The organism is Bacillus sp. A01H, assembly GCF_045277205.1.
GTDB lineage: Bacteria > Bacillota > Bacilli > Bacillales > Bacillaceae_G > Bacillus_A > Bacillus_A paranthracis.
In genome coordinates this window covers 5176615-5197737 of sequence record NZ_CP117702.1, presented here as the reverse complement: position 1 = coordinate 5197737, position 21123 = coordinate 5176615, and the positions used below count along the sequence as shown (strand labels likewise).

At 39.0% G+C, this 21123-nt stretch carries 24 protein-coding genes and 1 tRNA gene; 16 read left to right on the top strand and 9 right to left on the bottom strand.

Annotated elements, in window-relative coordinates; all coding sequences use genetic code 11:
• Window positions 1-31 precede the first annotated feature (31 nt).
• The 7 genes from trxB (at window position 32) to PSR14_RS27705 (ending at window position 5818) form a co-directional block, all read left to right on the top strand.
• Window positions 32-988: a thioredoxin-disulfide reductase gene (trxB, locus tag PSR14_RS27735; protein ID WP_001288072.1), complete on the top strand. Its 957-nt coding sequence runs from the start codon at window positions 32-34 to the stop codon at window positions 986-988.
• A 165-nt stretch (window positions 989-1153) separates the two neighbouring features.
• Window positions 1154-1960 (top strand): DUF368 domain-containing protein, encoded by an 807-nt coding sequence (locus tag PSR14_RS27730; protein ID WP_000455203.1) that lies wholly within the window; start codon window positions 1154-1156, stop codon window positions 1958-1960.
• A gap of 228 nt (window positions 1961-2188) precedes the next feature.
• Window positions 2189-2647, top strand: coding sequence for an 8-oxo-dGTP diphosphatase (locus PSR14_RS27725; RefSeq protein WP_001190080.1), 459 nt, complete (start codon window positions 2189-2191; stop codon window positions 2645-2647).
• A gap of 20 nt (window positions 2648-2667) precedes the next feature.
• Complete coding sequence (gene rapZ / locus PSR14_RS27720; protein WP_000138457.1) at window positions 2668-3549, top strand: RNase adapter RapZ; 882 nt, start codon at window positions 2668-2670, stop codon at window positions 3547-3549.
• 3 nt (window positions 3550-3552) lie between these two features.
• Window positions 3553-4506, top strand: a complete 954-nt coding sequence (gene yvcK / locus PSR14_RS27715; RefSeq protein WP_000712175.1) for a YvcK family protein — start codon at window positions 3553-3555, stop codon at window positions 4504-4506.
• A gap of 89 nt (window positions 4507-4595) precedes the next feature.
• The gene (gene whiA / locus PSR14_RS27710) at window positions 4596-5546 is read left to right on the top strand and encodes a DNA-binding protein WhiA (protein ID WP_000006561.1); all 951 of its coding nucleotides are present in this window, start codon (window positions 4596-4598) and stop codon (window positions 5544-5546) included.
• A gap of 23 nt (window positions 5547-5569) precedes the next feature.
• Window positions 5570-5818 (top strand): HPr family phosphocarrier protein, encoded by a 249-nt coding sequence (locus tag PSR14_RS27705; RefSeq protein WP_000250307.1) that lies wholly within the window; start codon window positions 5570-5572, stop codon window positions 5816-5818.
• Between the two features lie 314 nt (window positions 5819-6132).
• Here the strand turns inward: PSR14_RS27705 and clpP are convergent, their stop codons facing one another.
• From clpP to PSR14_RS27665, 8 genes are all read right to left on the bottom strand, one after another.
• A complete protein-coding gene (gene clpP / locus PSR14_RS27700; protein WP_001049162.1) occupies window positions 6133-6714 on the bottom strand; it encodes an ATP-dependent Clp endopeptidase proteolytic subunit ClpP in 582 nt (193 codons plus the stop codon).
• 241 nt (window positions 6715-6955) lie between these two features.
• A complete protein-coding gene (locus PSR14_RS27695) occupies window positions 6956-7825 on the bottom strand; it encodes a DUF421 domain-containing protein (protein ID WP_000018916.1) in 870 nt (289 codons plus the stop codon).
• Window positions 7826-7845: 20 nt separating this feature from the next.
• Window positions 7846-8052 carry a DUF1657 domain-containing protein gene (locus PSR14_RS27690; protein ID WP_000215911.1) on the bottom strand — a complete coding sequence of 69 codons (207 nt, stop codon included), beginning with the start codon at window positions 8050-8052 and terminating at the stop codon, window positions 7846-7848.
• 11 nt (window positions 8053-8063) lie between these two features.
• Window positions 8064-8414, bottom strand: coding sequence for a stage V sporulation protein AE (gene spoVAE, locus PSR14_RS27685; protein ID WP_000575919.1), 351 nt, complete (start codon window positions 8412-8414; stop codon window positions 8064-8066).
• Window positions 8411-9427, bottom strand: a complete 1017-nt coding sequence (spoVAD, locus tag PSR14_RS27680; protein WP_000938956.1) for a stage V sporulation protein AD — start codon at window positions 9425-9427, stop codon at window positions 8411-8413. Before spoVAD ends, spoVAE begins: the two co-directional genes overlap by 4 nt.
• On the bottom strand, window positions 9428-9904 hold the full coding sequence (gene spoVAC, locus PSR14_RS27675; RefSeq protein WP_000095407.1) for a stage V sporulation protein AC: 477 nt from the start codon (window positions 9902-9904) through the stop codon (window positions 9428-9430).
• Between the two features lie 29 nt (window positions 9905-9933).
• Window positions 9934-10419: a YhcN/YlaJ family sporulation lipoprotein gene (locus PSR14_RS27670; protein ID WP_001170595.1), complete on the bottom strand. Its 486-nt coding sequence runs from the start codon at window positions 10417-10419 to the stop codon at window positions 9934-9936.
• A gap of 93 nt (window positions 10420-10512) precedes the next feature.
• Window positions 10513-10719 carry a DUF1657 domain-containing protein gene (locus PSR14_RS27665; protein WP_000216166.1) on the bottom strand — a complete coding sequence of 69 codons (207 nt, stop codon included), beginning with the start codon at window positions 10717-10719 and terminating at the stop codon, window positions 10513-10515.
• 205 nt (window positions 10720-10924) lie between these two features.
• Between PSR14_RS27665 and PSR14_RS27660 the strand changes: the two genes are divergently transcribed.
• The 9 genes from PSR14_RS27660 to eno all read left to right on the top strand — a co-directional run bounded on the left by PSR14_RS27660 (window position 10925) and on the right by eno (window position 19980).
• Window positions 10925-11000, top strand: a tRNA-Arg gene (locus PSR14_RS27660).
• A 259-nt stretch (window positions 11001-11259) separates the two neighbouring features.
• A complete protein-coding gene (gene rpoN / locus PSR14_RS27655; RefSeq protein ID WP_000647974.1) occupies window positions 11260-12567 on the top strand; it encodes an RNA polymerase factor sigma-54 in 1308 nt (435 codons plus the stop codon).
• Window positions 12568-12576: 9 nt separating this feature from the next.
• Entirely contained in the window at window positions 12577-12822 is a 246-nt protein-coding gene (locus tag PSR14_RS27650) for a glutaredoxin family protein (protein WP_000869738.1), read from the top strand.
• Window positions 12823-12956: 134 nt separating this feature from the next.
• Window positions 12957-13985: a gapA transcriptional regulator CggR gene (cggR, locus tag PSR14_RS27645; RefSeq protein WP_001258187.1), complete on the top strand. Its 1029-nt coding sequence runs from the start codon at window positions 12957-12959 to the stop codon at window positions 13983-13985.
• Between the two features lie 26 nt (window positions 13986-14011).
• Window positions 14012-15016: a type I glyceraldehyde-3-phosphate dehydrogenase gene (gene gap / locus PSR14_RS27640; protein ID WP_000161231.1), complete on the top strand. Its 1005-nt coding sequence runs from the start codon at window positions 14012-14014 to the stop codon at window positions 15014-15016.
• Window positions 15017-15155: 139 nt separating this feature from the next.
• Window positions 15156-16340, top strand: coding sequence for a phosphoglycerate kinase (locus PSR14_RS27635; protein WP_098487187.1), 1185 nt, complete (start codon window positions 15156-15158; stop codon window positions 16338-16340).
• 32 nt (window positions 16341-16372) lie between these two features.
• On the top strand, window positions 16373-17128 hold the full coding sequence (gene tpiA / locus PSR14_RS27630; protein WP_001231036.1) for a triose-phosphate isomerase: 756 nt from the start codon (window positions 16373-16375) through the stop codon (window positions 17126-17128).
• On the top strand, window positions 17125-18654 hold the full coding sequence (gene gpmI, locus PSR14_RS27625; protein WP_073540503.1) for a 2,3-bisphosphoglycerate-independent phosphoglycerate mutase: 1530 nt from the start codon (window positions 17125-17127) through the stop codon (window positions 18652-18654). Before tpiA ends, gpmI begins: the two co-directional genes overlap by 4 nt.
• 30 nt (window positions 18655-18684) lie before the next feature.
• Entirely contained in the window at window positions 18685-19980 is a 1296-nt protein-coding gene (eno, locus tag PSR14_RS27620) for a phosphopyruvate hydratase (protein WP_000103957.1), read from the top strand.
• Window positions 19981-20030: 50 nt separating this feature from the next.
• Here eno and PSR14_RS27615 read toward each other — a convergent pair whose 3' ends face one another.
• The gene (locus PSR14_RS27615; RefSeq protein ID WP_073540505.1) at window positions 20031-20981 is read right to left on the bottom strand and encodes a nucleoside hydrolase; all 951 of its coding nucleotides are present in this window, start codon (window positions 20979-20981) and stop codon (window positions 20031-20033) included.
• Window positions 20982-21123 lie beyond the last annotated feature (142 nt).

Sequence of the window (21123 nt, the reverse complement as noted above, 5' to 3'; positions counted from 1 at the left end):
AATTGTGTAGGAATGGATAGGAGTGAATAGTGTGTCAGAAGAAAAAATTTATGATGTCATTATTATTGGTGCAGGACCAGCTGGTATGACAGCTGCAGTATATACATCTCGTGCGAATTTAAGCACATTAATGCTTGAGCGTGGTATTCCAGGCGGGCAAATGGCAAATACAGAAGATGTAGAAAACTACCCAGGTTATGAGTCTATTTTAGGACCAGACTTATCAAATAAAATGTTCGAGCATGCGAAGAAATTTGGTGCTGAATATGCATACGGTGATGTGAAAGAAGTCATCGATGGTAAAGAATACAAAACAATTATTGCTGGTAAAAAAGAATATAAAGCACGTGCAATTATCGTTGCAAGTGGTGCAGAGTATAAAAAAATCGGTGTACCAGGTGAAACAGAACTTGGCGGCCGCGGTGTATCATATTGTGCGGTATGTGATGGCGCATTCTTTAAAGGTAAAGAACTTGTAGTTATTGGCGGCGGAGATTCTGCTGTTGAAGAGGGTGTGTTCTTAACACGCTTCGCATCAAAAGTAACGATCGTTCACCGTCGTGACACGCTTCGCGCACAGAAAATTTTACAAGATCGTGCTTTCCAAAACGAAAAAGTAGACTTTATTTGGAACCACACGATAAAAGAAATTAACGAAGCAAATGGTAAAGTAGGAAGTGTAACACTTGTAGATGTAAACAGTGGAGAAGAGAAAGAAGTCAAAACTGACGGCGTATTCGTATACATCGGTATGTTACCACTATCAAAACCATTTGTTGAACTAGGTATTACAAATGAAAATGGTTACCTTGAAACAAACGAGCGTATGGAAACGAAAGTTCCTGGTATTTTCGCAGCAGGTGATGTTCGTGAAAAAATGCTACGTCAAATTGTAACTGCAACAGGTGATGGTAGTATTGCAGCACAAAGTGCACAACATTACGTAGAAGAATTATTAGAAGAACTAAAAACTGTATCAGAAAAATAAGGGATAATATACCTTTTGAGAAGAAAGCTACCGATAGGAGCTTTCTTCTTTTTTTGTGTGAAAATGTCAAAGTTTTGTCAAAAAATATTGGGATTATAAGCTTTCTTATTGATATACTGGACTTTACGGAAAAAATCACTATAAGAAATGAGGAATTTATTCAGTATGGAATGGCGTAATATATATCGTGGATTTTGTATGGGCGTTAGTGATTTAATTCCTGGTGTGAGCGGCGGTACAATCGCTGTTGTGTTAGGGATTTATGAACAATTGCTTGCGGCAATTAGTGGATTCTTTAGTCGTGAATGGAAAAAACATTTAGGATTTTTAATTCCACTTGCAGCTGGTGTGGCAGCAGCGTTTTTAACGTTAAGTCACGTTATTAAATATTTACTTGCAAATCATTATGAACCGACTCAATTTTTCTTCCTCGGTTTAATTATTAGTATATTACCGATGTTAATGAGAGAAGCTGATGCAAAGTCGTCGTTTAAAGGTAAGCACATTGTTTTATTAATAGTTGCAGCAATTCTTGTTGCGATCACAGCTTTCTTTAAACCAGATAAGACAGCAGATCCAATTACGACGTTAACAATTTTAAATGCAATTGGTTTATTTTTCGCAGGATGGATGGCTAGTATGGCGATGTTACTTCCTGGAATTAGCGGATCGTTTATTTTATTAATTATTGGTGTATATCCGACAGCAATTAATGCTTTAACTACACTCAACTTACCTTTAATTGCAGTTATTGGTGCTGGCGTTATGGTAGGGTTCGTTGTAAGTAGTAAAGGAATTAGTTTCTTATTAGATCGATATAAAAGTATGACATTTGCGGCAATTATTGGACTAGTTATCGGTTCGATTGTAATTGTGTTCCCTGGTATTCCAACTGGAGGATTTTCAATTATAAGTTCAATTATTACCTTTATTTTAGGATTTGCGATTGTTACTTATTTCGGTAAGAAGTAAGGGCTGTAGTCCCCTTGGCGATAAAAGTCGTTAAGGGGATTTTTCATGCTATTCACGGAAAGTCCAGGCATTTACATTGCTTGTTATAAAAAGCTTTTTTAAAATTGTTGAGTAGCAGTGCTTAGCGAAAGGGGGACTGGCTCCTTCGTTGTAGCAAACTGTTTTTGATAGTATAATGAAATGAGTATGCAGTGAGAAATTTGCTGCAAGTAGCTGAGGTGAAGAAACATGCAAAGAGTGACAAACTGTGTGTTAATTAGAGATAATGAAGTACTCTTACTCCAAAAACCTCGCCGGAATTGGTGGGTTGCACCAGGCGGGAAAATGGAGCGTGGTGAGACTGTAAGAGATTCCGTTGTTCGCGAGTATCGTGAAGAAACAGGTATTTATTTAAAGAACCCAGCGTTAAAGGGGGTCTTCACCTTTGTCATCCAAGAAGGTGATAAAGTTGTTTCTGAATGGATGATGTTCTCCTTTTTAGCGACAGATTTTGCAGGAGAAAACAAACTAGAGAGCGAAGAAGGCATCATTGGTTGGCATACATTTGATAAAATTGATGATTTAGCAATGGCACCAGGAGATTATCACATTATTGATTATTTAATTAAAGGAAATGGCATAATCTACGGTACATTTGTATATACCCCAGATTTTGAGTTGCTTTCATATCGATTAGATCCGAGTTAAACCGTCAAGGAGAGGATACGATGACAGAGAATAATGATATAAAAATGGTAATTATTACAGGAATGTCTGGAGCTGGAAAGACAGTAGCTTTACAAAGTTTTGAAGATTTAGGATATTTCTGTGTGGATAATTTACCACCGATGTTATTGCCAAAGTTTATTGAGCTTATGGCGGATTCAAAAGGAAAAATGAATAAAGTAGCACTTGGTATTGATTTACGTGGCCGAGAGTTTTTCGAACATTTATGGGAAGCGCTTGATGATTTATCAGAACGTACATGGATTATTCCTCATATTTTATTCTTAGATGCGAAAGATAGCACACTTGTAACTCGTTATAAAGAAACGAGACGCTCGCATCCACTTGCACCAACTGGTCTGCCGTTAAAGGGAATCGAAGCAGAGCGTAATTTATTAACAGATATGAAGGCACGCGCGAATATTGTGCTTGATACATCTGATTTAAAACCGAAAGAATTACGTGAAAAAATTGTTCACCTATTTTCAACTGAAACTGAGCAAGCATTTCGTGTAAATGTTATGTCATTTGGATTTAAGTACGGTATTCCAATTGATGCAGATTTAGTATTTGATGTTCGTTTTTTACCAAATCCATATTACATTCCACATATGAAGCCATTAACAGGACTAGATGAAGAAGTTTCATCGTATGTGCTGAAATTTAATGAGACGCATAAGTTTTTAGAGAAATTGACTGATCTTATCACTTTCATGCTGCCTCATTATAAAAGAGAAGGCAAGAGTCAACTTGTAATTGCAATTGGATGTACAGGTGGACAGCATCGTTCTGTTACGCTTACAGAATACCTTGGGAAACATCTGAAACCAGAGTATAGCGTTCATGTATCTCATCGTGATGTGGAGAAGAGAAAGGGTCATTAAGGGATGAAAAAAGAGAGAAAACCTAAAATTGTTATCATGGGAGGCGGAACGGGACTTTCTGTTTTATTACGAGGATTAAAACAATATCCGGTTGATATTACAGCAGTTGTTACAATCGCTGATGATGGTGGCAGTTCAGGTAGATTACGTGATGAGCTAGAAATTCCACCCCCAGGTGACATTCGTAACGTACTTGTTGCGTTATCAGATGTAGAGCCACTGGTGGAAGCTTTATTTCAGCATCGTTTCACAACGGGAGATGGACTGAAAGGTCATGCGTTAGGAAATTTATTATTGGCAGGTATGACCTCGATTACAGGAGACTTCTTCCATGCTATTACAGAAACGAGTAAAGTTTTAAATGTTAGAGGACGTGTATTACCGGCGGCGAATCAAAGTGCAGTACTGCATGCGGAACTAGAAGATGGAGAAATTGTAACAGGTGAATCAAAGATTCCTTATTTCGGAAAGAAGATTAACCGTGTCTTTTTAACTCCAGAAGATGTAGAGCCGTTACATGAAACGTTGACTGAGATTAAACGAGCTGATTTACTTGTTTTCGGTCCAGGAAGTTTGTATACGAGTATATTACCGAATTTAGTTGTTAACAAAATCGGGGACGCTGTTCTTGCTGCAAAAGCGAAGAAGGTATATGTGTGTAATGTTATGACGCAAGCTGGTGAAACGATGGGATATACTGCGTTTGATCATGTGCAGGCGTTACATGATCATTTAGGTGAACCATTTATCGATACTGCAATTGTAAATAACCGTGATATTCCTTGTGAATTACGTCAGTTATATGAGGAAGAAATGTCAGCGCCAGTTGTAGTAGATGAAGAGCGTTTTACTGAAAATAATATTAATGTGATTCAAGATCAATTAGCGAAGTATGATGACCGTGTTGTAAGACACGATACATTAAAACTAGCTTCTATTTTATATTCACTGTTGTAGATGTGCGTTGCCTCGTTTGAGGTAACGCTCCTCATTTCATATAGGACAAGATTTTTGTTCCACAATAATCGTATAAGGAGGTGTTGACTGTGTCATTTGCATCAGAAACAAAGAAAGAGTTGACGAATCTGGAGATGAAGGAATGCTGTGAGAAAGCAGAATTATCAGCGTTACTTCGCATGAACGGATCGCTTTCTTTTTCAAATCGTCGTCTATCAATCGATATTCAAACGGAAAATGCGGCAATTGCAAGAAGGATTTATACGCTTTTGAAAAAAGGATATGACGTGACGGTAGAATTACTTGTTCGTAAAAAAATGCGATTGAAGAAAAACAATGTATATATCGTAAGGCTTGTTGAGAAGTCACGCGAAATATTAGCTGATCTTCATATCGTTCGAGACGACTTTTCATTTATTCGAAATATATCACAAGAATTAATTGAGAAGAAATGTTGTAAACGATCGTATTTACGCGGTGCATTTTTAGCAGGTGGTTCAGTAAATAACCCAGAAACATCATCTTATCATTTAGAGATCTTTTCGTTATATAAGGAACATAATGATGCTATATGTGAACTGATGAACGGATTTGATTTAAATAGTAAGACGTTGGAAAGAAGAAAAGGGTACATTACGTATTTGAAAGAAGCAGAAAAGATTACAGAGTTTTTAAATATTATAGGTGCTCATAATGCACTTTTAAGATTTGAAGACATTCGAATCGTACGTGATATGCGTAATTCTGTAAATCGCTTAGTGAACTGCGAAACAGCTAATTTAAATAAAACAATTGGTGCAGCGCTAAGGCAGATTGAAAATATCCGTTATATTGATGAGACGGTTGGTCTTGATATATTGCCGGATAAACTACGAGAAATTGCGCAATTACGAAGAGATTATCAAGATGTAACATTGAAAGAGTTAGGTGAGATGGTATCCGGGGGGAAAATTAGTAAATCGGGTATTAATCATCGTTTGCGTAAAATTGATGATATTGCAGAGAAATTACGCGCGGGGGAAACGGTAGCAAAAAAATAAGAGGTTAAAGGGGAAATGGAGCTGTGGTTCAAAAAAGAGTTCAGGTTTCATTAAAAAACGGTTTACAAGCACGTCCGGCTGCGTTGTTTGTACAAGAGGCCAATCGCTTTCATGCAGATATTTTCATCGAAAAAGATGGGAAGACAGTAAATGCAAAGAGCATAATGGGGATTATGAGCTTAGCAATTGGAACTGGTAGCATGATAACAATTACAACAGAAGGTTCAGATGCAGAAGAGGCTTTAGAGGCATTAGCTGCATATGTACAATAAGAAGCTATCGCGCATGTGCGATAGCTTTTTTGTTGTTTGGGGCTTGTTGGTGGGGGTATGTGAGATGTGCGTTCTTGTCGAGGATTGTCGGTAAGTCGATAAGTTGTGTCGAAACGTCGATATATTAAAATAATCGCCGATATAATTGGAGTTACGGTCGATATATTTGAAAAATCGCCGATATATTTAGAGGGATACTGAGTGGGGTATGTTCGTGCGGAGATTTAACTATAAAAAAGCGCCCTGTAATAGGCGCTTTTTTATGTATCCAGCTCCAGCGACTCTAAATAAGCCGCTTCCGCTTTAAATATCTATTAACGATTTGTAAAGATCTTATCGATTAAACCGTATTCTAAAGCTTTTTCTGCTGTCATGAAGTTGTCGCGGTCTGTGTCGCGTTGTAGCACTTCAAGTGGTTGACCTGTGCGGTCAGCAAGAATTTGGTTTAGTTTTTCACGTAAGAATAGAATACGTTTAGCAGCGATTTCGATTTCAGTCGCTTGACCTTGTGCACCACCAAGTGGTTGGTGAATCATTACTTCACTGTTTGGAAGTGCATAACGTTTTCCTTTTTCACCTGCTGCAAGTAAGAATGCACCCATAGATGCAGCCATACCGATACAGATTGTTGATACTTGCGGTTTAATAAACTGCATTGTATCGTAAATTGCCATACCTGCTGTGATAGAACCACCAGGGCTGTTGATGTAGATATGAATATCTTTTTCTGGATCTTGAGATTCCAAAAATAAAAGCTGGGAAACGATTGAGTTAGCTACGTTGTCATCAATTGCACTACCAAGCATAATGATGCGGTCTTTTAATAGTCGAGAGTAAATATCGTAAGCGCGTTCTCCACGATTTGTTTGTTCAATTACTGTAGGAATTAAATTCATCTGTTATTTCCTCCTTATAAAGCTTTCTTAGTCTTATAATACAATTATGGTCAATAAAGGTCAAACGAAACCACTTTAAATCAAAAAAATATGTAGTTGTACCATGAAATATTCGCTATGTTTTTGAAATTCCCTGCTTATGTATCTTCAACATCATAACCGAATTACATAAATTTAAACGTTATAAAAACTGTAGAAAAAAAGAAAAGAACGCCTTTTGACTGAAGCGTTCTTTCGATATCTATTCTTTTAAAAGATAGGTTACTTTATTTAAAATCTTTTCGATTTGTTTCGCGTTTTTACTATACATTTCGCTCGCTGATTTCGACTTTGTTTCTAAGGAAAATAGTTCAAGATCAGCATGACATTTTTTTAATGATGCTAATAATAAAGGTTTGTTTTGAGGAGAAGGCATTTGTAGTTTGTCATTATAAATGTCGATAGTCAGTTGTCCGTATGAATCAACTTGACCGAGAAAGACATTTTCGATAACAACACCGAGCTTTTCTAGTTCAGCATGTAGCCAAGCGCGGTTATGTCCACTTGCGGATAGCGGTTCATCTAAGACATTGCCATCCATAATAACAGTTTGTGGTTCTTTTTCGTTTGCTACTTTTAAACCGATGTCTTTTGCTGTAAGTGGCTGGGAATCTTTCTTTAATAATACATTTAATTCTCCGCTCGGTTCTAAGACAGCAAATTCAACATCAGCTACGCTGAAAGCACCTTTTCCACGGAGAAGTTCCAGTAATTCATCACTTGTATATTTTTCTTTCTTTAAGTTGTCTTCGAGTATCTTTCCGTCTTTTATTAATACGGTAGATTTCCCTTCAAAGAAGTCCCGAGCTGTTTTGTTCTTTAAAGAGAGGATTCCTGTTAAAAAAGGTACCACAGCGAAAATGAGTATCGCAAAGACGCCGTGAAAAAATTTTGAATCGAGCCCTGTAGATACTTGGGCAGCGATGTCACCGATTGTCATTCCGGCTATGTATTCAAAGAAGGAGAGCTGAGAGATTTGTCTTTTCCCTAACCATTTCGTAATAGCGAATAAAATAATTAATATGAATACAGAGCGAAGAATGACAAGTGTCCATTCCGGCAGGTGAGACATAGTCATTTCCTCCAGTCTACTTAAAACCCTTTATATTGAGGTTCTTCACGTTCTAATACTGAAACTCTATTTTGTAAATCAGCGATGATGCTGTCCATTTCTAGCATGCATTCGTGAAATACACGTTTTGTTTCTTCATCCTGTGAATTTAGTGAAAGGGAACTTAAACTTGCTTGAGCGCCCCTTACACTAGCGAGACAGGTTTTTACGCTAGCGATAACAGTCATACAAACACTCCTTATCCTTTCGGTTTGAATAACAATGCTCCGATGAAGCCGAAAATAATAGCTGCGGATACACCGGCGCTTGTTACTTTAAACATGCCGGTAATAACGCCAACGATGCCATGTTTTGCGGCTTCTTCCATTGCGCCGTGAACGAGGGCATTACCAAAGCTTGTAATAGGTACGGTTGCCCCAGCTCCAGCGAAGTCAATTAATGGTTCATACAAATTAAATCCATCTAATATAGCTCCAGCAACAACGAGTGTTGCCATTGTATGAGCGGGTGTTAGTTTGCCGACATCAAACATAAGTTGGCCAATTACACATATGAGTCCGCCAATGACGAAAGCCCAGAAAAAAATCATTGCGTTGCACCTCCGAATTCAATTGAAACGGCGTGAGCGATGCACGGAATCGTTTCTTCTTGTTGGAATGTAAGTGGAGATAGTAAAGCGCCTGTCGCAACGACAAGTATTTTTTTGAACTCTCCTCTTTTCATTCTGTTTAATAAATGACCGTACACGACTGTTGCGGAACATCCTGGTCCACTAGCCCCGGCTATGACAGGTTGCCCTTCTCTATAAATGAGCAGCCCGCAATCTTGAAACTGTTCGCTCGTTACTTTCGTTCCGTGTTTATGTAATAAGTCATAAGCAATTTCGCGGCCGACATGTCCGAGGTCACCGGTTACGATTAAATCGTAGTAAGAGGCGTCGATTTGGCGTTCGCGTAGGTGGGCCTCAATTGTATCGACGGCGGCTGGAGCCATTGCGCCTCCCATATTAAACGGATCTGTTAATCCCATATCAACCACTTTTCCGATTGTGGCTGATGTTACCCTAGGGCCGTTTCCAGTATCACTTAAAATAGCGGCTCCTGCTCCAGTTACTGTCCACTGTGCAGTAGGTGGCTTTTGTCCGCCGTATTCGGTAGGATAGCGGAATTGTTTTTCTACAGCTGTATTATGACTGGATGCACCAGTTAATAAATATTTTGCGCCTTTTGCATTTACGATACTCGCCCCAAGTGCTAAACCTTCCATAGAAGTAGAACAAGCGCCGAATAGTCCGAGATAAGGAGTGCCCAGTGTACGGCAAGCAAAGCTTGTAGGGGTAATTTGATTAATTAAATCTCCTGCGAGTACAAATTGGATATCGTCTTTACGAAGTTCTGCTTTTTCAGTGGCGCGGCTACAAGCTTCTTCGAACAAAATTTTATGTGCCTTTTCATAGGAATCTTGTCCGAGCCATAAATCTTCATGAAGGATATCGAAGTCTTCGGGGATTTTTCCTTTTGCTTCAAACGGCCCGCCGACGACTCCTGTCGAAATAATAACTGGTTTGTTTTCAAATACCCACGTTCGGTGTCCTTGTAACATTTATAGCCCTCCCCATTGAACGAGAATCGTTTTAATAAGTGCGATGACGAAAGCTGAAAATACACCAAATAAAATAACGGAGCCGGCTAATTTAAACATGTTACCGCCAACGCCAAGGACAAAACCTTCCGTCCGGTGCTCGATACATGCGGCGACAACAGAGTTACCAAATCCAGTGACAGGTACAGCTGTCCCAGCACCTGCAAATTGACCGAGACGATCATATACGCCGAACCCAGTTAGTAACATCGAGATGAAAATAAGAGTTGCTACTGTTGGATTCCCTGCTGAGCGTTCAGTGAAATCGAAATACGTAATATAAAAAGTAGAAATGAGTTGCCCAATTAGGCAAATGAAACCACCAACGAAAAAGGCTTTTATACAGTTTTTTAAGACAGGACGCTTCGGTTCGCGTTCTTGCTCGAATTTTTTATATTCCTGTTGCACAGGGGTTAAGTTTTTATCTTTACTAGACATTGCAAACCTTCCTTTTCTTTTAAAAAGCGTTAAGTGTTAGACTCCATTTTTTTACCAATGAATTTTAATTGTTTATTAATTTCATCTTTAGATACTTTCTTTTCCTTAATTTTTCTTTCAAGCTTTTCAAGTAACATAAAGATTTTTTTATCTGTACTTACACGAACATCGAAAGTGGGGTGCTCATCACTTAGCTGCTTTTGGAGCTTCTTACGGAGAGGTTTTAATCCAAATCTTTCGTGATGCTCAGGTGTAACTGCTATGTAGAGATCTAAATTTGAATTTACTGCCGCACTTTTTATAATCCCATCCATAGCGAGGGCCCTTTTCTTGGCTCCTTGTGATATAGATTGATTAAAGGATTCCATACTCGTTTTTGTTAACTTTGGACCTTTCTCTTTCTCCGTTCGTTTTGCTTCTTCTTTCACTTTTTTATCTAAAGGACTATTATCACATCCGGTAAAAGAGCTAAATAGAAGGGCAAATAATACGGTTATGAGTCCGAGTTTTTGCATATTTATCATTCCATTTCTATTGCAATATGTAATGTGATAGAAAAAGGATGACTGCATATCATCCTTTTTCTATTTCACAGCAAGACTGATTCGTTATTGCTGTGAGTATTGTGGTTCTTCTTGTTGGACTTCTTCAACGCGTGGGTTTAAAGAATCGATAATCGTTTGTGTTTGCTGTGCAGCTGTTTGGAAAAGTTGCTTAGCTTGTTGATTATCCGTATCAAGAGCGAATCCCTCTAAGCTAGCTTGTGCACTTTTTAATCCAGAAACAGTTTGTTTTAATTTCGTAATTACAGTCATTGAATGAAGCCCCCTTTGGAATATCAATTCAAAGATTATAATTTGTGAGTTGGGGTGAATTTATGATTGGAAAATTTAGGGGTGGGTGCTTTGTTAATATACTCATAACTAAGCGTCATAAAGGATTACGGGGATATTTTTATTGATTTAGATGGATTTTATTGCTATTATTATGAGAAGAAAATGAAGTGTTTTCTATTATCATGCGCCCATAGCTCAGTCGGATAGAGCGGTGGTTTCCGGTACCACGTCTGCCGGGGGTTCGAATCCCTCTGGGCGCGTCAAAAAGTCCTAACTTACGTTTTGTAGGTTAGGACTTTTTTTATTTCCCTCTTGTTATATCTGATAATAAGATTTACTATTAGTACTTGGTTATGATTTAATTCCGTTATTATTTTCTTTCAATATTATTCAAATTTCGGTTGTAAGTTGTAAATCTCATTAATACATATAAATTAATAATATTTTGGAATGGGTGTCTGTGATAGCATTCTCCTTTTACCAAACTTATTGTACAATAGAAACAAGGGGGAGATTAGTTTGAAGGCAAGTCTTTTACAAGAACAAAGCTTACGTTTGGCAATGACACAAGAGTTAAGGCAAGCGATTACAATGCTCCAGTATAATGTACAAGAATTATCGGAGTTTTTGTATGAGCAATCGTTAGAGAATCCCCTTATTGAGTTAGGTGGTTTTGAGAGGGAGAAGAAAAAGAGCTCTAACAACAGTAAAAGTACCAGCAAACAAGTCGAGAATCAGATGGAAATCTACAGTGTGGATTCTACAACGATTCAGCAACATTTATTAAATCAAATACAGTATTATAAAATAGAGGAAGAAGAGCGAAAAGTAGCTTCTTTCATTATTATGAACATGGATGGAAATGGGTATTTACAAGAAACGAATGAAGAGTTAGCAAATCTTCTTTCCGTACCACTTCATGTAGTCGACCGCTCTGTAGAGCTTGTCCAATCACTGGAGCCAGCAGGGGTAGGAGCGCGTAATATTCAGGAATGTCTAACTTTACAATTGAAGCGCTTACAAAGACGGAATGGATTAGCAGAAGAGGTTGTAGAAGACCATTTCGCTTATTTCGTGAAGAAAGATTGGCGAAAGCTCGTTCAAGTGTTGAAGTGTAGTAATGAGGAATTGCAATCGGCGGTGAACTGTATTACGTCATTACAGCCGAAACCAGGTCTTGCGTTTTCTTCTGATAAACCACTTTATATTGTGCCTGATATGGCGGTGAAAAAAGATGGTGATCGTCTCGTTTTACAAATGAATGAGAGAAATATGCCGAGAATTGAAATTCATTCTGAATATAGTGCGCTTCTTAATAATAGTGAAAGTGAAGTAGCATCTTACGTTTCAGAAAAGTATCAGCATGTGCAGTGGATTATGCGTAGTTTGAAACAGAGAAAACAAACGCTTTTGCAAGTAATGACCATTATTATGGAAAAACAACGTGATTTCTTCTGGAAAGGTCCGGAGTATTTAAAGCCACTTGCTTTAAAAGAAGTAGCTGAAGAGTTAAGTGTGCATGAATCGACAATTAGTCGCGCAACGCGAAATAAATATGTGCAAACACCACACGGTTTATTTGAGATGAAATCGTTCTTTAGTAATGCCGTTTCGACTACTGAAGATGAAGCAGTCTCTACAAAGCGTGTAAAACAATTTATTCAAACGCTTGTTGAGGCAGAGAATAAGAAAAAGCCACTTTCAGATCAAAAGATTTCAAAATTGTTAGAAGAAGAGCATGAAATCGTTATTTCTCGAAGAACAGTGGCGAAGTATAGAGAGCAAATGCACATCCCAGCGTCGTCATTACGAAAAACGATCGGATAGGTGAAGAAGATGAAAGTTGTACTGTATACAAAAAATGATTGTGGCCTTTGCGTTAAGGCGAAACAAGTTTTACAGGAAGTACAATGTGAATATTCTTTTCAAATTGAGGAAATAGATATATATGAAGATAATGACCTTTTAGAAAAATATCATCTAATGATTCCGGTTGTAGAAATAGACGGAAAACAAGTAGAATATGGTAACATTCACAAAGGTGTCATAATAAACTATATAAAGAATGCAGTTAAGAGTTGAATAAGTTTCTATCTCCTGTTACAATAATACACGTAGCAGGGATTATTTTTTTAACCTATGTGGGACACAAAATGTCACTACGGGACGTAAAGTGACCATGAGGGAAATGAACCGATGTAGTGAGGAGAAAAGATATGCGCTCATGGATTCAGAACACAAAAAAATTATTACCTGATCTGCTACCTGTTATGCAAACGAGAATGCAAATTCTTCAATACATTAGGCTTATGCAGCCGATTGGAAGAAGAAATTTATCAGCAAGTCTCGGTATGACAGAACGAGTATTGCGAAGTGAAGTTCAAGTTTTGAAAGAACAAAACTTAGTTCACGTCGCTTCTTCTGGAATGACTTTGACAGAAGAAGGAACAGCTTTAGTTCTTGCTTTGGAAGACTTTATGAAAGAAATTTCCGGGTTAAAGGTTTTAGAAAAGCAACTTAAGGAAACATTAGACTTGGATGAAGTTTTCGTTGTCCCTGGTGATAGTGATGAATCGCCTTGGGTCAAACTGGAGATGGGCCGTGCTTGTGTGACTTGTATAAAAGACCGTCTGACAGCGAATAATATCGTTGCTGTGGCTGGAGGAACTACGCTAGCTGCTGTTGCGGACATGATGCAGCTTGATTGCAAAGATTTACATATGCTATTTGTCCCAGCACGGGGTGGAATTGGAGAAGGCGTCGAGTTAGAAGCCAATACTATTTGTGCCAAGATGGCGCAAAATACGATGAGTAATTATCGCTTATTGTATGTTCCAGACCATGTTAGCAGCGAAGCATATGCGTCTATTGTGACAGAGCCTTCCGTGAAAGAAGTTCTTGAGTTGATTCGATCTTCCAATATCGTCATTCATGGAATAGGTGATGCGTTAACAATGGCACGTCGCAGAAATACTTCAGAAGCAGATTGGTTAAAGATTCAGGCAAGCGAAGCAGTTGGCGAAGCTTTCGGTTACTACTTTAATGAACAAGGAAATGTTGTTCATAAAGTAAGAACAGTTGGTATGCAACTAGAGGATTTACAAAATGTATCTCACGTTGTTGCAGTCGCTGGAGGTTCTTCAAAGGCAAAGGCAATACAGGCTGTAATTAAACAAGGGCACACTTCAATTCTAATTACAGATGAAGGTGCAGCAAAACAGTTAACAAAGGGTATTACCCTTTAATATAATCCCCCAAGGAGGAAATTCAAATGACTAAAATTGGTATTAATGGATTTGGACGTATCGGACGTAACGTATTCCGCGCAGCACTTAACAACCCAGAGGTAGAAGTAGTAGCAATCAACGACTTAACAGATGCTAAAACTTTAGCTCACCTTTTAAAATATGACACAGTTCACGGAACTTTAAACGCAGAAGTATCTGCTAACGAAAGCAGCATCGTTGTTAACGGTAAAGAAATTAAAGTTATCGCTGAGCGTGACCCAGCACAATTACCATGGAGCGACTACGGAGTAGAAATCGTAGTAGAATCTACTGGCCGTTTCACTAAAAAAGCAGACGCTGAAAAACACTTAGGTGGATCAGTTAAAAAAGTTATCATCTCAGCTCCAGCTTCTGACGAAGATATCACTGTAGTTATGGGTGTTAACCACGAACAATACGATGCAGCTAGCCACAACGTAGTATCTAACGCTTCTTGTACTACAAACTGCTTAGCTCCATTCGCTAAAGTATTAAACGAAAAATTCGGCGTAAAACGCGGAATGATGACAACAATTCACTCTTACACTAACGACCAACAAATCTTAGACTTACCACACAAAGATTTACGTCGTGCTCGTGCAGCAGCTGAAAACATGATCCCAACATCTACTGGTGCAGCTAAAGCAGTAGCATTAGTATTACCAGAACTTAAAGGTAAATTAAACGGTGGCGCTGTACGTGTTCCAACTGCTAACGTTTCTCTAGTTGACCTAGTTGTTGAACTTGACAAAGAAGTAACAGTTGAAGAAGTAAATGCAGCATTCAAAGCAGCAGCTGAAGGCGAATTAAAAGGTATCCTTGGATACAGCGAAGAGCCATTAGTATCTATCGACTATAACGGATGTACAGCTTCTTCTACAATCGATGCATTATCTACAATGGTAATGGAAGGTAACATGGTTAAAGTACTTTCTTGGTACGATAACGAAACTGGTTACTCTAACCGCGTAGTAGACCTAGCAGCTTACATGACTTCAAAAGGTCTTTAATTCTTAATTATATAAGTTATCAATGACAAAACGAGGGAGAGGGTTTGTTCCCTCTCTCTCTTCTTTCGTTTTAAAAGCAAATGTGTTAAGCTTTTGAGTGGGTTTTGTCAATCCTAACTAGTAGTCGGAGGGAAATCCAATGAACAAAAAATCAATTCGTGACGTAGATTTAAAAGGTAAGCGTGTATTTTGCCGCGTTGACTTCAACGTACCTATGAAAGAAGGCAAAATTACAGATGAAACTCGTATCCGTGCAGCTCTTCCTACAATTCAATATTTAGTAGAGCAAGGTGCGAAAGTTATTTTAGCAAGCCACTTAGGCCGTCCAAAAGGTCAAGTAGTAGAAGAATTACGTCTTACTCCAGTAGCAGCACGTTTAGGCGAGCTTCTTGGTAAAGACGTTAAAAAAGCAGACGAAGCATTCGGACCAGTTGCACAAGAAATGGTTGCAGCAATGAAAGAAGGCGACGTATTAGTTCTTGAAAACGTACGTTTCTATGCGGGCGAAGAAAAGAACGATGCAGAACTTGCGAAAGAATTTGCAGCTCTTGCTGACATCTTCGTAAACGATGCATTCGGTGCAGCTCACCGTGCTCACGCTTCTACAGCAGGTATCGCGGACTACCTACCAGCAGTATCTGGTTTACTAATGGAAAAAGAGTTAGATGTTCTTGGAAAAGCACTTTCTAACCCAGATCGTCCATTCACAGCTATCATCGGTGGGGCGAAAGTAAAAGATAAAATCGGTGTAATTCGTCATCTATTAGACAAAGTAGATAACTTAATCATCGGTGGCGGACTTGCTTACACATTCGTTAAAGCTTTAGGTCATGAAATTGGTCTATCTCTATGTGAAGACGACAAGATCGAACTAGCAAAAGAATTTATGCAACTTGCAAAAGAAAAAGGCGTAAACTTCTACATGCCAGTTGATGTTGTAATCACTGAGGAATTCTCTGAAACTGCAACAACTAAAATCGTTAATATCGATTCTATCCCTTCTAACTGGGAAGGCGTGGACATCGGTCCTAAAACACGTGAAATTTATGCAGATGTAATTAAAAACTCTAAGCTTGTTGTATGGAATGGACCAATGGGTGTATTCGAAATGACTCCATTCTCACAAGGTACAAAAGCAGTAGGACAAGCATTAGCAGATGCAGAAGGTACATACTCTGTTATCGGCGGTGGTGACTCTGCAGCAGCTGTTGAAAAATTCGGTATGGCTGATAAAATGAGCCACATTTCTACTGGCGGCGGTGCGTCATTAGAATTCATGGAAGGTAAAGAGCTTCCAGGTGTAGTTTGTCTTAACGACAAATAAGTAGCAGCCAAAGAAAAAGGACGGTGCAAAGCATGCGTAAACCAATTATCGCAGGTAACTGGAAAATGAATAAAACTCTATCTGAAGCAGTTAGCTTCGTAGAGGAAGTTAAAGGTCAAATCCCAGCAGCTTCAGCTGTTGATGCAGTAGTTTGCTCTCCAGCTCTATTCTTAGAGCGCCTTGTAGCAGCGACTGAAGGAACTGATTTACAAGTAGGTGCACAAAACATGCACTTCGAAAAAAATGGTGCATTCACTGGCGAAATTAGCCCAGTAGCACTTAGCGACTTAAAAGTAGGCTACGTAGTACTTGGCCACTCTGAGCGTCGTGAAATGTTTGCTGAAACAGATGAGTCAGTAAACAAAAAGACTATCGCAGCATTTGAACATGGTTTAACACCAATCGTATGTTGTGGTGAGACTTTAGAAGAGCGCGAAAGCGGAAAAACATTTGATCTAGTAGCAGGTCAAGTGACAAAAGCACTTGCAGGTTTAACTGAAGAGCAAGTTAAAGCAACTGTTATCGCTTATGAGCCAATCTGGGCTATCGGTACAGGTAAATCTTCTTCTTCTGCAGATGCAAACGAAGTATGTGCGCACATCCGTAAAGTTGTTGCAGAAGCTGTTTCTCCAGCTGCTGCAGAAGCTGTTCGTATTCAATACGGCGGTAGCGTAAAACCAGAAAACATTAAAGAGTACATGGCACAATCTGACATCGACGGCGCTTTAGTTGGCGGTGCTAGCTTAGAGCCTGCTTCGTTCTTAGGTCTTCTGGAGGCGGTAAAATGAGAAAGCCAACAGCTCTAATTATTCTTGACGGTTTCGGACTTCGTGAAGAAACTTACGGGAATGCTGTAGCACAAGCTAAGAAACCTAATTTTGATGGTTACTGGAACAAATTCCCTCACACAACGCTTACAGCTTGTGGCGAGGCAGTAGGTCTTCCAGAAGGTCAAATGGGTAACTCTGAGGTTGGTCACTTAAATATCGGTGCTGGCCGCATTGTATATCAAAGCTTAACACGCGTAAACGTTGCAATTCGTGAAGGTGAGTTCGATAAGAACGAAACGTTCCAAAGTGCAATTAAAAGCGTAAAAGAAAAAGGTACTGCACTTCATTTATTCGGTTTACTTTCTGACGGTGGTGTGCACAGTCACATGAACCACATGTTTGCTCTTCTTCGCTTAGCAGCTAAAGAAGGCGTTGAGAAAGTATACATTCATGCATTCTTAGATGGCCGCGATGTTGGACCAAAAACAGCACAAAGCTATATCGATGCAACAAATGAAGTAATTAAAGAAACAGGAGTAGGACAATTCGCGACTATCTCTGGTCGTTATTACTCCATGGACCGTGACAAGCGTTGGGATCGCGTAGAAAAATGTTACCGTGCTATGGTGAATGGTGAAGGACCTACTTATAAATCAGCAGAAGAGTGTGTAGAAGACTCTTATGCAAATGGTATCTACGATGAATTCGTATTGCCGTCTGTAATTGTTACCGAAGATAACACGCCAGTTGCAACAATCAATGATGATGATGCAGTTATCTTCTATAACTTCCGTCCAGACCGTGCAATTCAAATTGCTCGTGTATTTACAAACGAAGACTTCCGTGAGTTCGATCGTGGTGAAAAAGTACCTCACATTCCAGAATTCGTATGTATGACACACTTTAGTGAAACAGTAGATGGTTACGTGGCATTCAAGCCAATGAACCTTGATAACACTTTAGGTGAAGTTGTTGCGCAAGCGGGATTAAAGCAACTTCGCATCGCGGAAACTGAAAAGTATCCGCACGTTACATTCTTCTTTAGCGGTGGTCGTGAGGCTGAATTCCCAGGAGAAGAACGTATCTTAATTAACTCACCGAAGGTTGCAACGTATGACTTGAAACCTGAAATGAGCATTTACGAAGTAACGGACGCTTTAGTAAATGAAATCGAAAATGATAAACATGATGTTATCATTCTTAACTTTGCGAACTGTGATATGGTTGGCCATTCTGGGATGATGGAACCAACAATTAAAGCAGTAGAAGCAACTGACGAATGTTTAGGAAAAGTTGTAGAAGCGATTCTTGCAAAAGATGGTGTAGCACTTATTACTGCTGACCATGGTAATGCTGACGAAGAATTAACTTCTGACGGAGAGCCAATGACAGCTCATACAACTAACCCGGTTCCTTTCATTGTTACTAAGAACGACGTAGAATTACGTGAAGGTGGTATCTTAGGTGATATCGCTCCAACTATGCTTACACTTCTTGGTGTTGAGCAACCGAAAGAAATGACAGGTAAAACAATTATTAAATAATTTGCTTATATAAAAAGGAGAGAATTTATTATGTCAACAATTATTGATGTTTATGCTCGCGAAGTCCTTGACTCTCGTGGTAACCCAACTGTAGAAGTAGAAGTTTACACAGAAAGCGGCGCTTTCGGACGCGCTATCGTACCAAGTGGTGCATCTACTGGTGAACACGAAGCAGTAGAATTACGTGACGGTGACAAATCTCGTTACCTTGGTAAAGGTGTTGTTAACGCAGTAAACAACGTTAACGAAATTATCGCTCCAGAAATCGTTGGTTTCGACGTAACTGACCAAGCTGGTATCGACCGTGCTATGATCGAATTAGATGGCACTCCAAACAAAGGTAAACTAGGCGCTAACGCTATCCTTGGTGTATCTATGGCAGTAGCTCACGCAGCAGCTGACTTCGTAGGTCTTCCATTATACCGTTACCTTGGTGGATTCAATGCAAAACAATTACCAACTCCAATGATGAACATCATCAACGGTGGTTCTCACGCTGATAACAACGTAGACTTCCAAGAGTTCATGATCTTACCAGTTGGTGCTCCAACATTCAAAGAATCAATCCGTATGGGTGCTGAAGTATTCCATGCACTTAAAGCTGTATTACATGACAAAGGTCTTAACACTGCAGTAGGTGACGAAGGTGGATTCGCTCCAAACCTTGGTTCTAACCGTGAAGCATTAGAAGTAATCATCGAAGCTATCGAAAAAGCTGGTTACAAAGCTGGCGAGAACGTATTCTTAGGAATGGACGTTGCTTCTTCTGAGTTCTACAACAAAGAAACTGGTAAATATGACCTTGCAGGCGAAGGCCGTACTGGCTTAACTTCTGCAGAAATGGTTGATTTCTACGAAGAGCTTTGCAAAGACTTCCCAATCATCTCTATCGAAGATGGTTTAGACGAAAACGACTGGGATGGTCACAAATTATTAACTGAGCGTCTTGGAAGCAAAGTACAATTAGTTGGTGACGATTTATTCGTAACTAACACTCAAAAACTTGCTGAAGGTATCGAAAAAGGTATCTCTAACTCAATCTTAATTAAAGTTAACCAAATCGGTACTTTAACTGAGACTTTCGAAGCTATCGAAATGGCTAAACGTGCTGGTTACACAGCAGTTGTATCTCACCGTTCTGGTGAAACTGAAGATGCTACAATCGCTGACATCGCAGTTGCAACTAACGCTGGCCAAATCAAAACTGGTTCTATGAGCCGTACTGACCGTATTGCTAAGTACAACCAATTATTACGCATCGAAGACGAACTAGGCGAAATCGCTGTTTACGATGGTATCAAATCTTTCTACAACATCAAACGATAATTGTAGAAAATAACGACAGACCGTGAGAAATCACGGTCTGTTTTTTTATGCTAAAATTGTTCCCCCGTCATAAGTGACATGAAATGTTTAAAGAAACTGTTATAATCAAAATCAATTGCAATTTGATGACCCGGCCAATCAATAAATGGCTTTTGGTTCACTAAAGAACGAAATTCCCCTATGCTTGCTCCTTGTGCAGAGGATTCTGTCATGACAACGATAGGGGATGTGTGATACGTAAACATAGAGTTATCAAGTAAAGCGAGTATTGGCATTGTGTCATGGAAGGGGCTACCCTTTAAATGTGGTAGAGCATTTTTATAATAGCCGTAGTAATAATGATCGAATAACGGTTTGACGAGTGGGGCTTTTCCTTTTGCTTCAATATATTCAGCCATTTCTGGTGTAATGATGGAATATTGGGTGACGTTTAATGGATAGATGTACATGTTAGGTGAGGATTGAAGGACTATATTAGCGGCAGTAGGATCACCATAAAAGTTTGCTTCAGAAATAGGGGTGACATTACCAGGATGTAAAAAGGCACCGCCCATTACGTAGTAAGATTTAATTTGTTTCATTAACTGTTTGCACATGATAAATAAAATTGCTAGAGAGGTAAGTCTTCCTAAACTTACAATAATTAATTCATCTTTATACTGTTCAATAAGAGGAATCACTTCAAAGAAATTCTCCATTTCTCCGTTAGTCACATTCCCATTTGGAATAATTGGCCCAAGCCCTTGTTTCCCGTGTACTTCTGTAAAAAAAGCAGGCGGGGCACCAGTAAGAGGGCGTTCTGAACCACCGAATATCTTAATATTTCTATTCCTTGTTTCATTCTTAAGAAAATGAGCATTTTGTACGGCCATCTCTTTTGGAACATTGCCGTAATCAGCAACAATGCCGATGATTTCTATTTCATCGATAAAGAATGCTAAGAGGAGAGCCATCGTATCATCAATGCCAGGATCACAAAAAATAAGAACTTTTTTGGGCATATGTTCACCACCTATCTTGTTTATATATATGTAAGCTTAAGGATAAAAAGATTATTTTATTGAAATAACAACCTTTAAAATTCAGAAAATAAAAACTTCTTATATTAGGTCAAGGTTTTTGACTTAATTTCCTTTTAGAAAT

What these genes read in the sequence shown, in the direction of transcription:
- PSR14_RS27730 (WP_000455203.1), top strand. Translation starts at nt 1,154, where the DNA reads ATGGAATGGCGTAATATATATCGTGGATTTTGTATGGGCGTTAGTGAT.
- PSR14_RS27725 (WP_001190080.1), top strand. Translation starts at nt 2,189, where the DNA reads ATGCAAAGAGTGACAAACTGTGTGTTAATTAGAGATAATGAAGTACTC.
- rapZ (WP_000138457.1), top strand. Translation starts at nt 2,668, where the DNA reads ATGACAGAGAATAATGATATAAAAATGGTAATTATTACAGGAATGTCT.
- yvcK (WP_000712175.1), top strand. Translation starts at nt 3,553, where the DNA reads ATGAAAAAAGAGAGAAAACCTAAAATTGTTATCATGGGAGGCGGAACG.
- clpP (WP_001049162.1), bottom strand. Translation starts at nt 6,714, where the DNA reads ATGAATTTAATTCCTACAGTAATTGAACAAACAAATCGTGGAGAACGC.
- PSR14_RS27695 (WP_000018916.1), bottom strand. Translation starts at nt 7,825, where the DNA reads ATGTCTCACCTGCCGGAATGGACACTTGTCATTCTTCGCTCTGTATTC.
- PSR14_RS27690 (WP_000215911.1), bottom strand. Translation starts at nt 8,052, where the DNA reads ATGACTGTTATCGCTAGCGTAAAAACCTGTCTCGCTAGTGTAAGGGGC.
- spoVAE (WP_000575919.1), bottom strand. Translation starts at nt 8,414, where the DNA reads ATGATTTTTTTCTGGGCTTTCGTCATTGGCGGACTCATATGTGTAATT.
- spoVAD (WP_000938956.1), bottom strand. Translation starts at nt 9,427, where the DNA reads ATGTTACAAGGACACCGAACGTGGGTATTTGAAAACAAACCAGTTATT.
- spoVAC (WP_000095407.1), bottom strand. Translation starts at nt 9,904, where the DNA reads ATGTCTAGTAAAGATAAAAACTTAACCCCTGTGCAACAGGAATATAAA.
- PSR14_RS27670 (WP_001170595.1), bottom strand. Translation starts at nt 10,419, where the DNA reads ATGCAAAAACTCGGACTCATAACCGTATTATTTGCCCTTCTATTTAGC.
- PSR14_RS27665 (WP_000216166.1), bottom strand. Translation starts at nt 10,719, where the DNA reads ATGACTGTAATTACGAAATTAAAACAAACTGTTTCTGGATTAAAAAGT.
- PSR14_RS27650 (WP_000869738.1), top strand. Translation starts at nt 12,577, where the DNA reads ATGAAAGTTGTACTGTATACAAAAAATGATTGTGGCCTTTGCGTTAAG.
- cggR (WP_001258187.1), top strand. Translation starts at nt 12,957, where the DNA reads ATGCGCTCATGGATTCAGAACACAAAAAAATTATTACCTGATCTGCTA.
- gap (WP_000161231.1), top strand. Translation starts at nt 14,012, where the DNA reads ATGACTAAAATTGGTATTAATGGATTTGGACGTATCGGACGTAACGTA.
- PSR14_RS27635 (WP_098487187.1), top strand. Translation starts at nt 15,156, where the DNA reads ATGAACAAAAAATCAATTCGTGACGTAGATTTAAAAGGTAAGCGTGTA.
- tpiA (WP_001231036.1), top strand. Translation starts at nt 16,373, where the DNA reads ATGCGTAAACCAATTATCGCAGGTAACTGGAAAATGAATAAAACTCTA.
- gpmI (WP_073540503.1), top strand. Translation starts at nt 17,125, where the DNA reads ATGAGAAAGCCAACAGCTCTAATTATTCTTGACGGTTTCGGACTTCGT.
- eno (WP_000103957.1), top strand. Translation starts at nt 18,685, where the DNA reads ATGTCAACAATTATTGATGTTTATGCTCGCGAAGTCCTTGACTCTCGT.
- PSR14_RS27615 (WP_073540505.1), bottom strand. Translation starts at nt 20,981, where the DNA reads ATGCCCAAAAAAGTTCTTATTTTTTGTGATCCTGGCATTGATGATACG.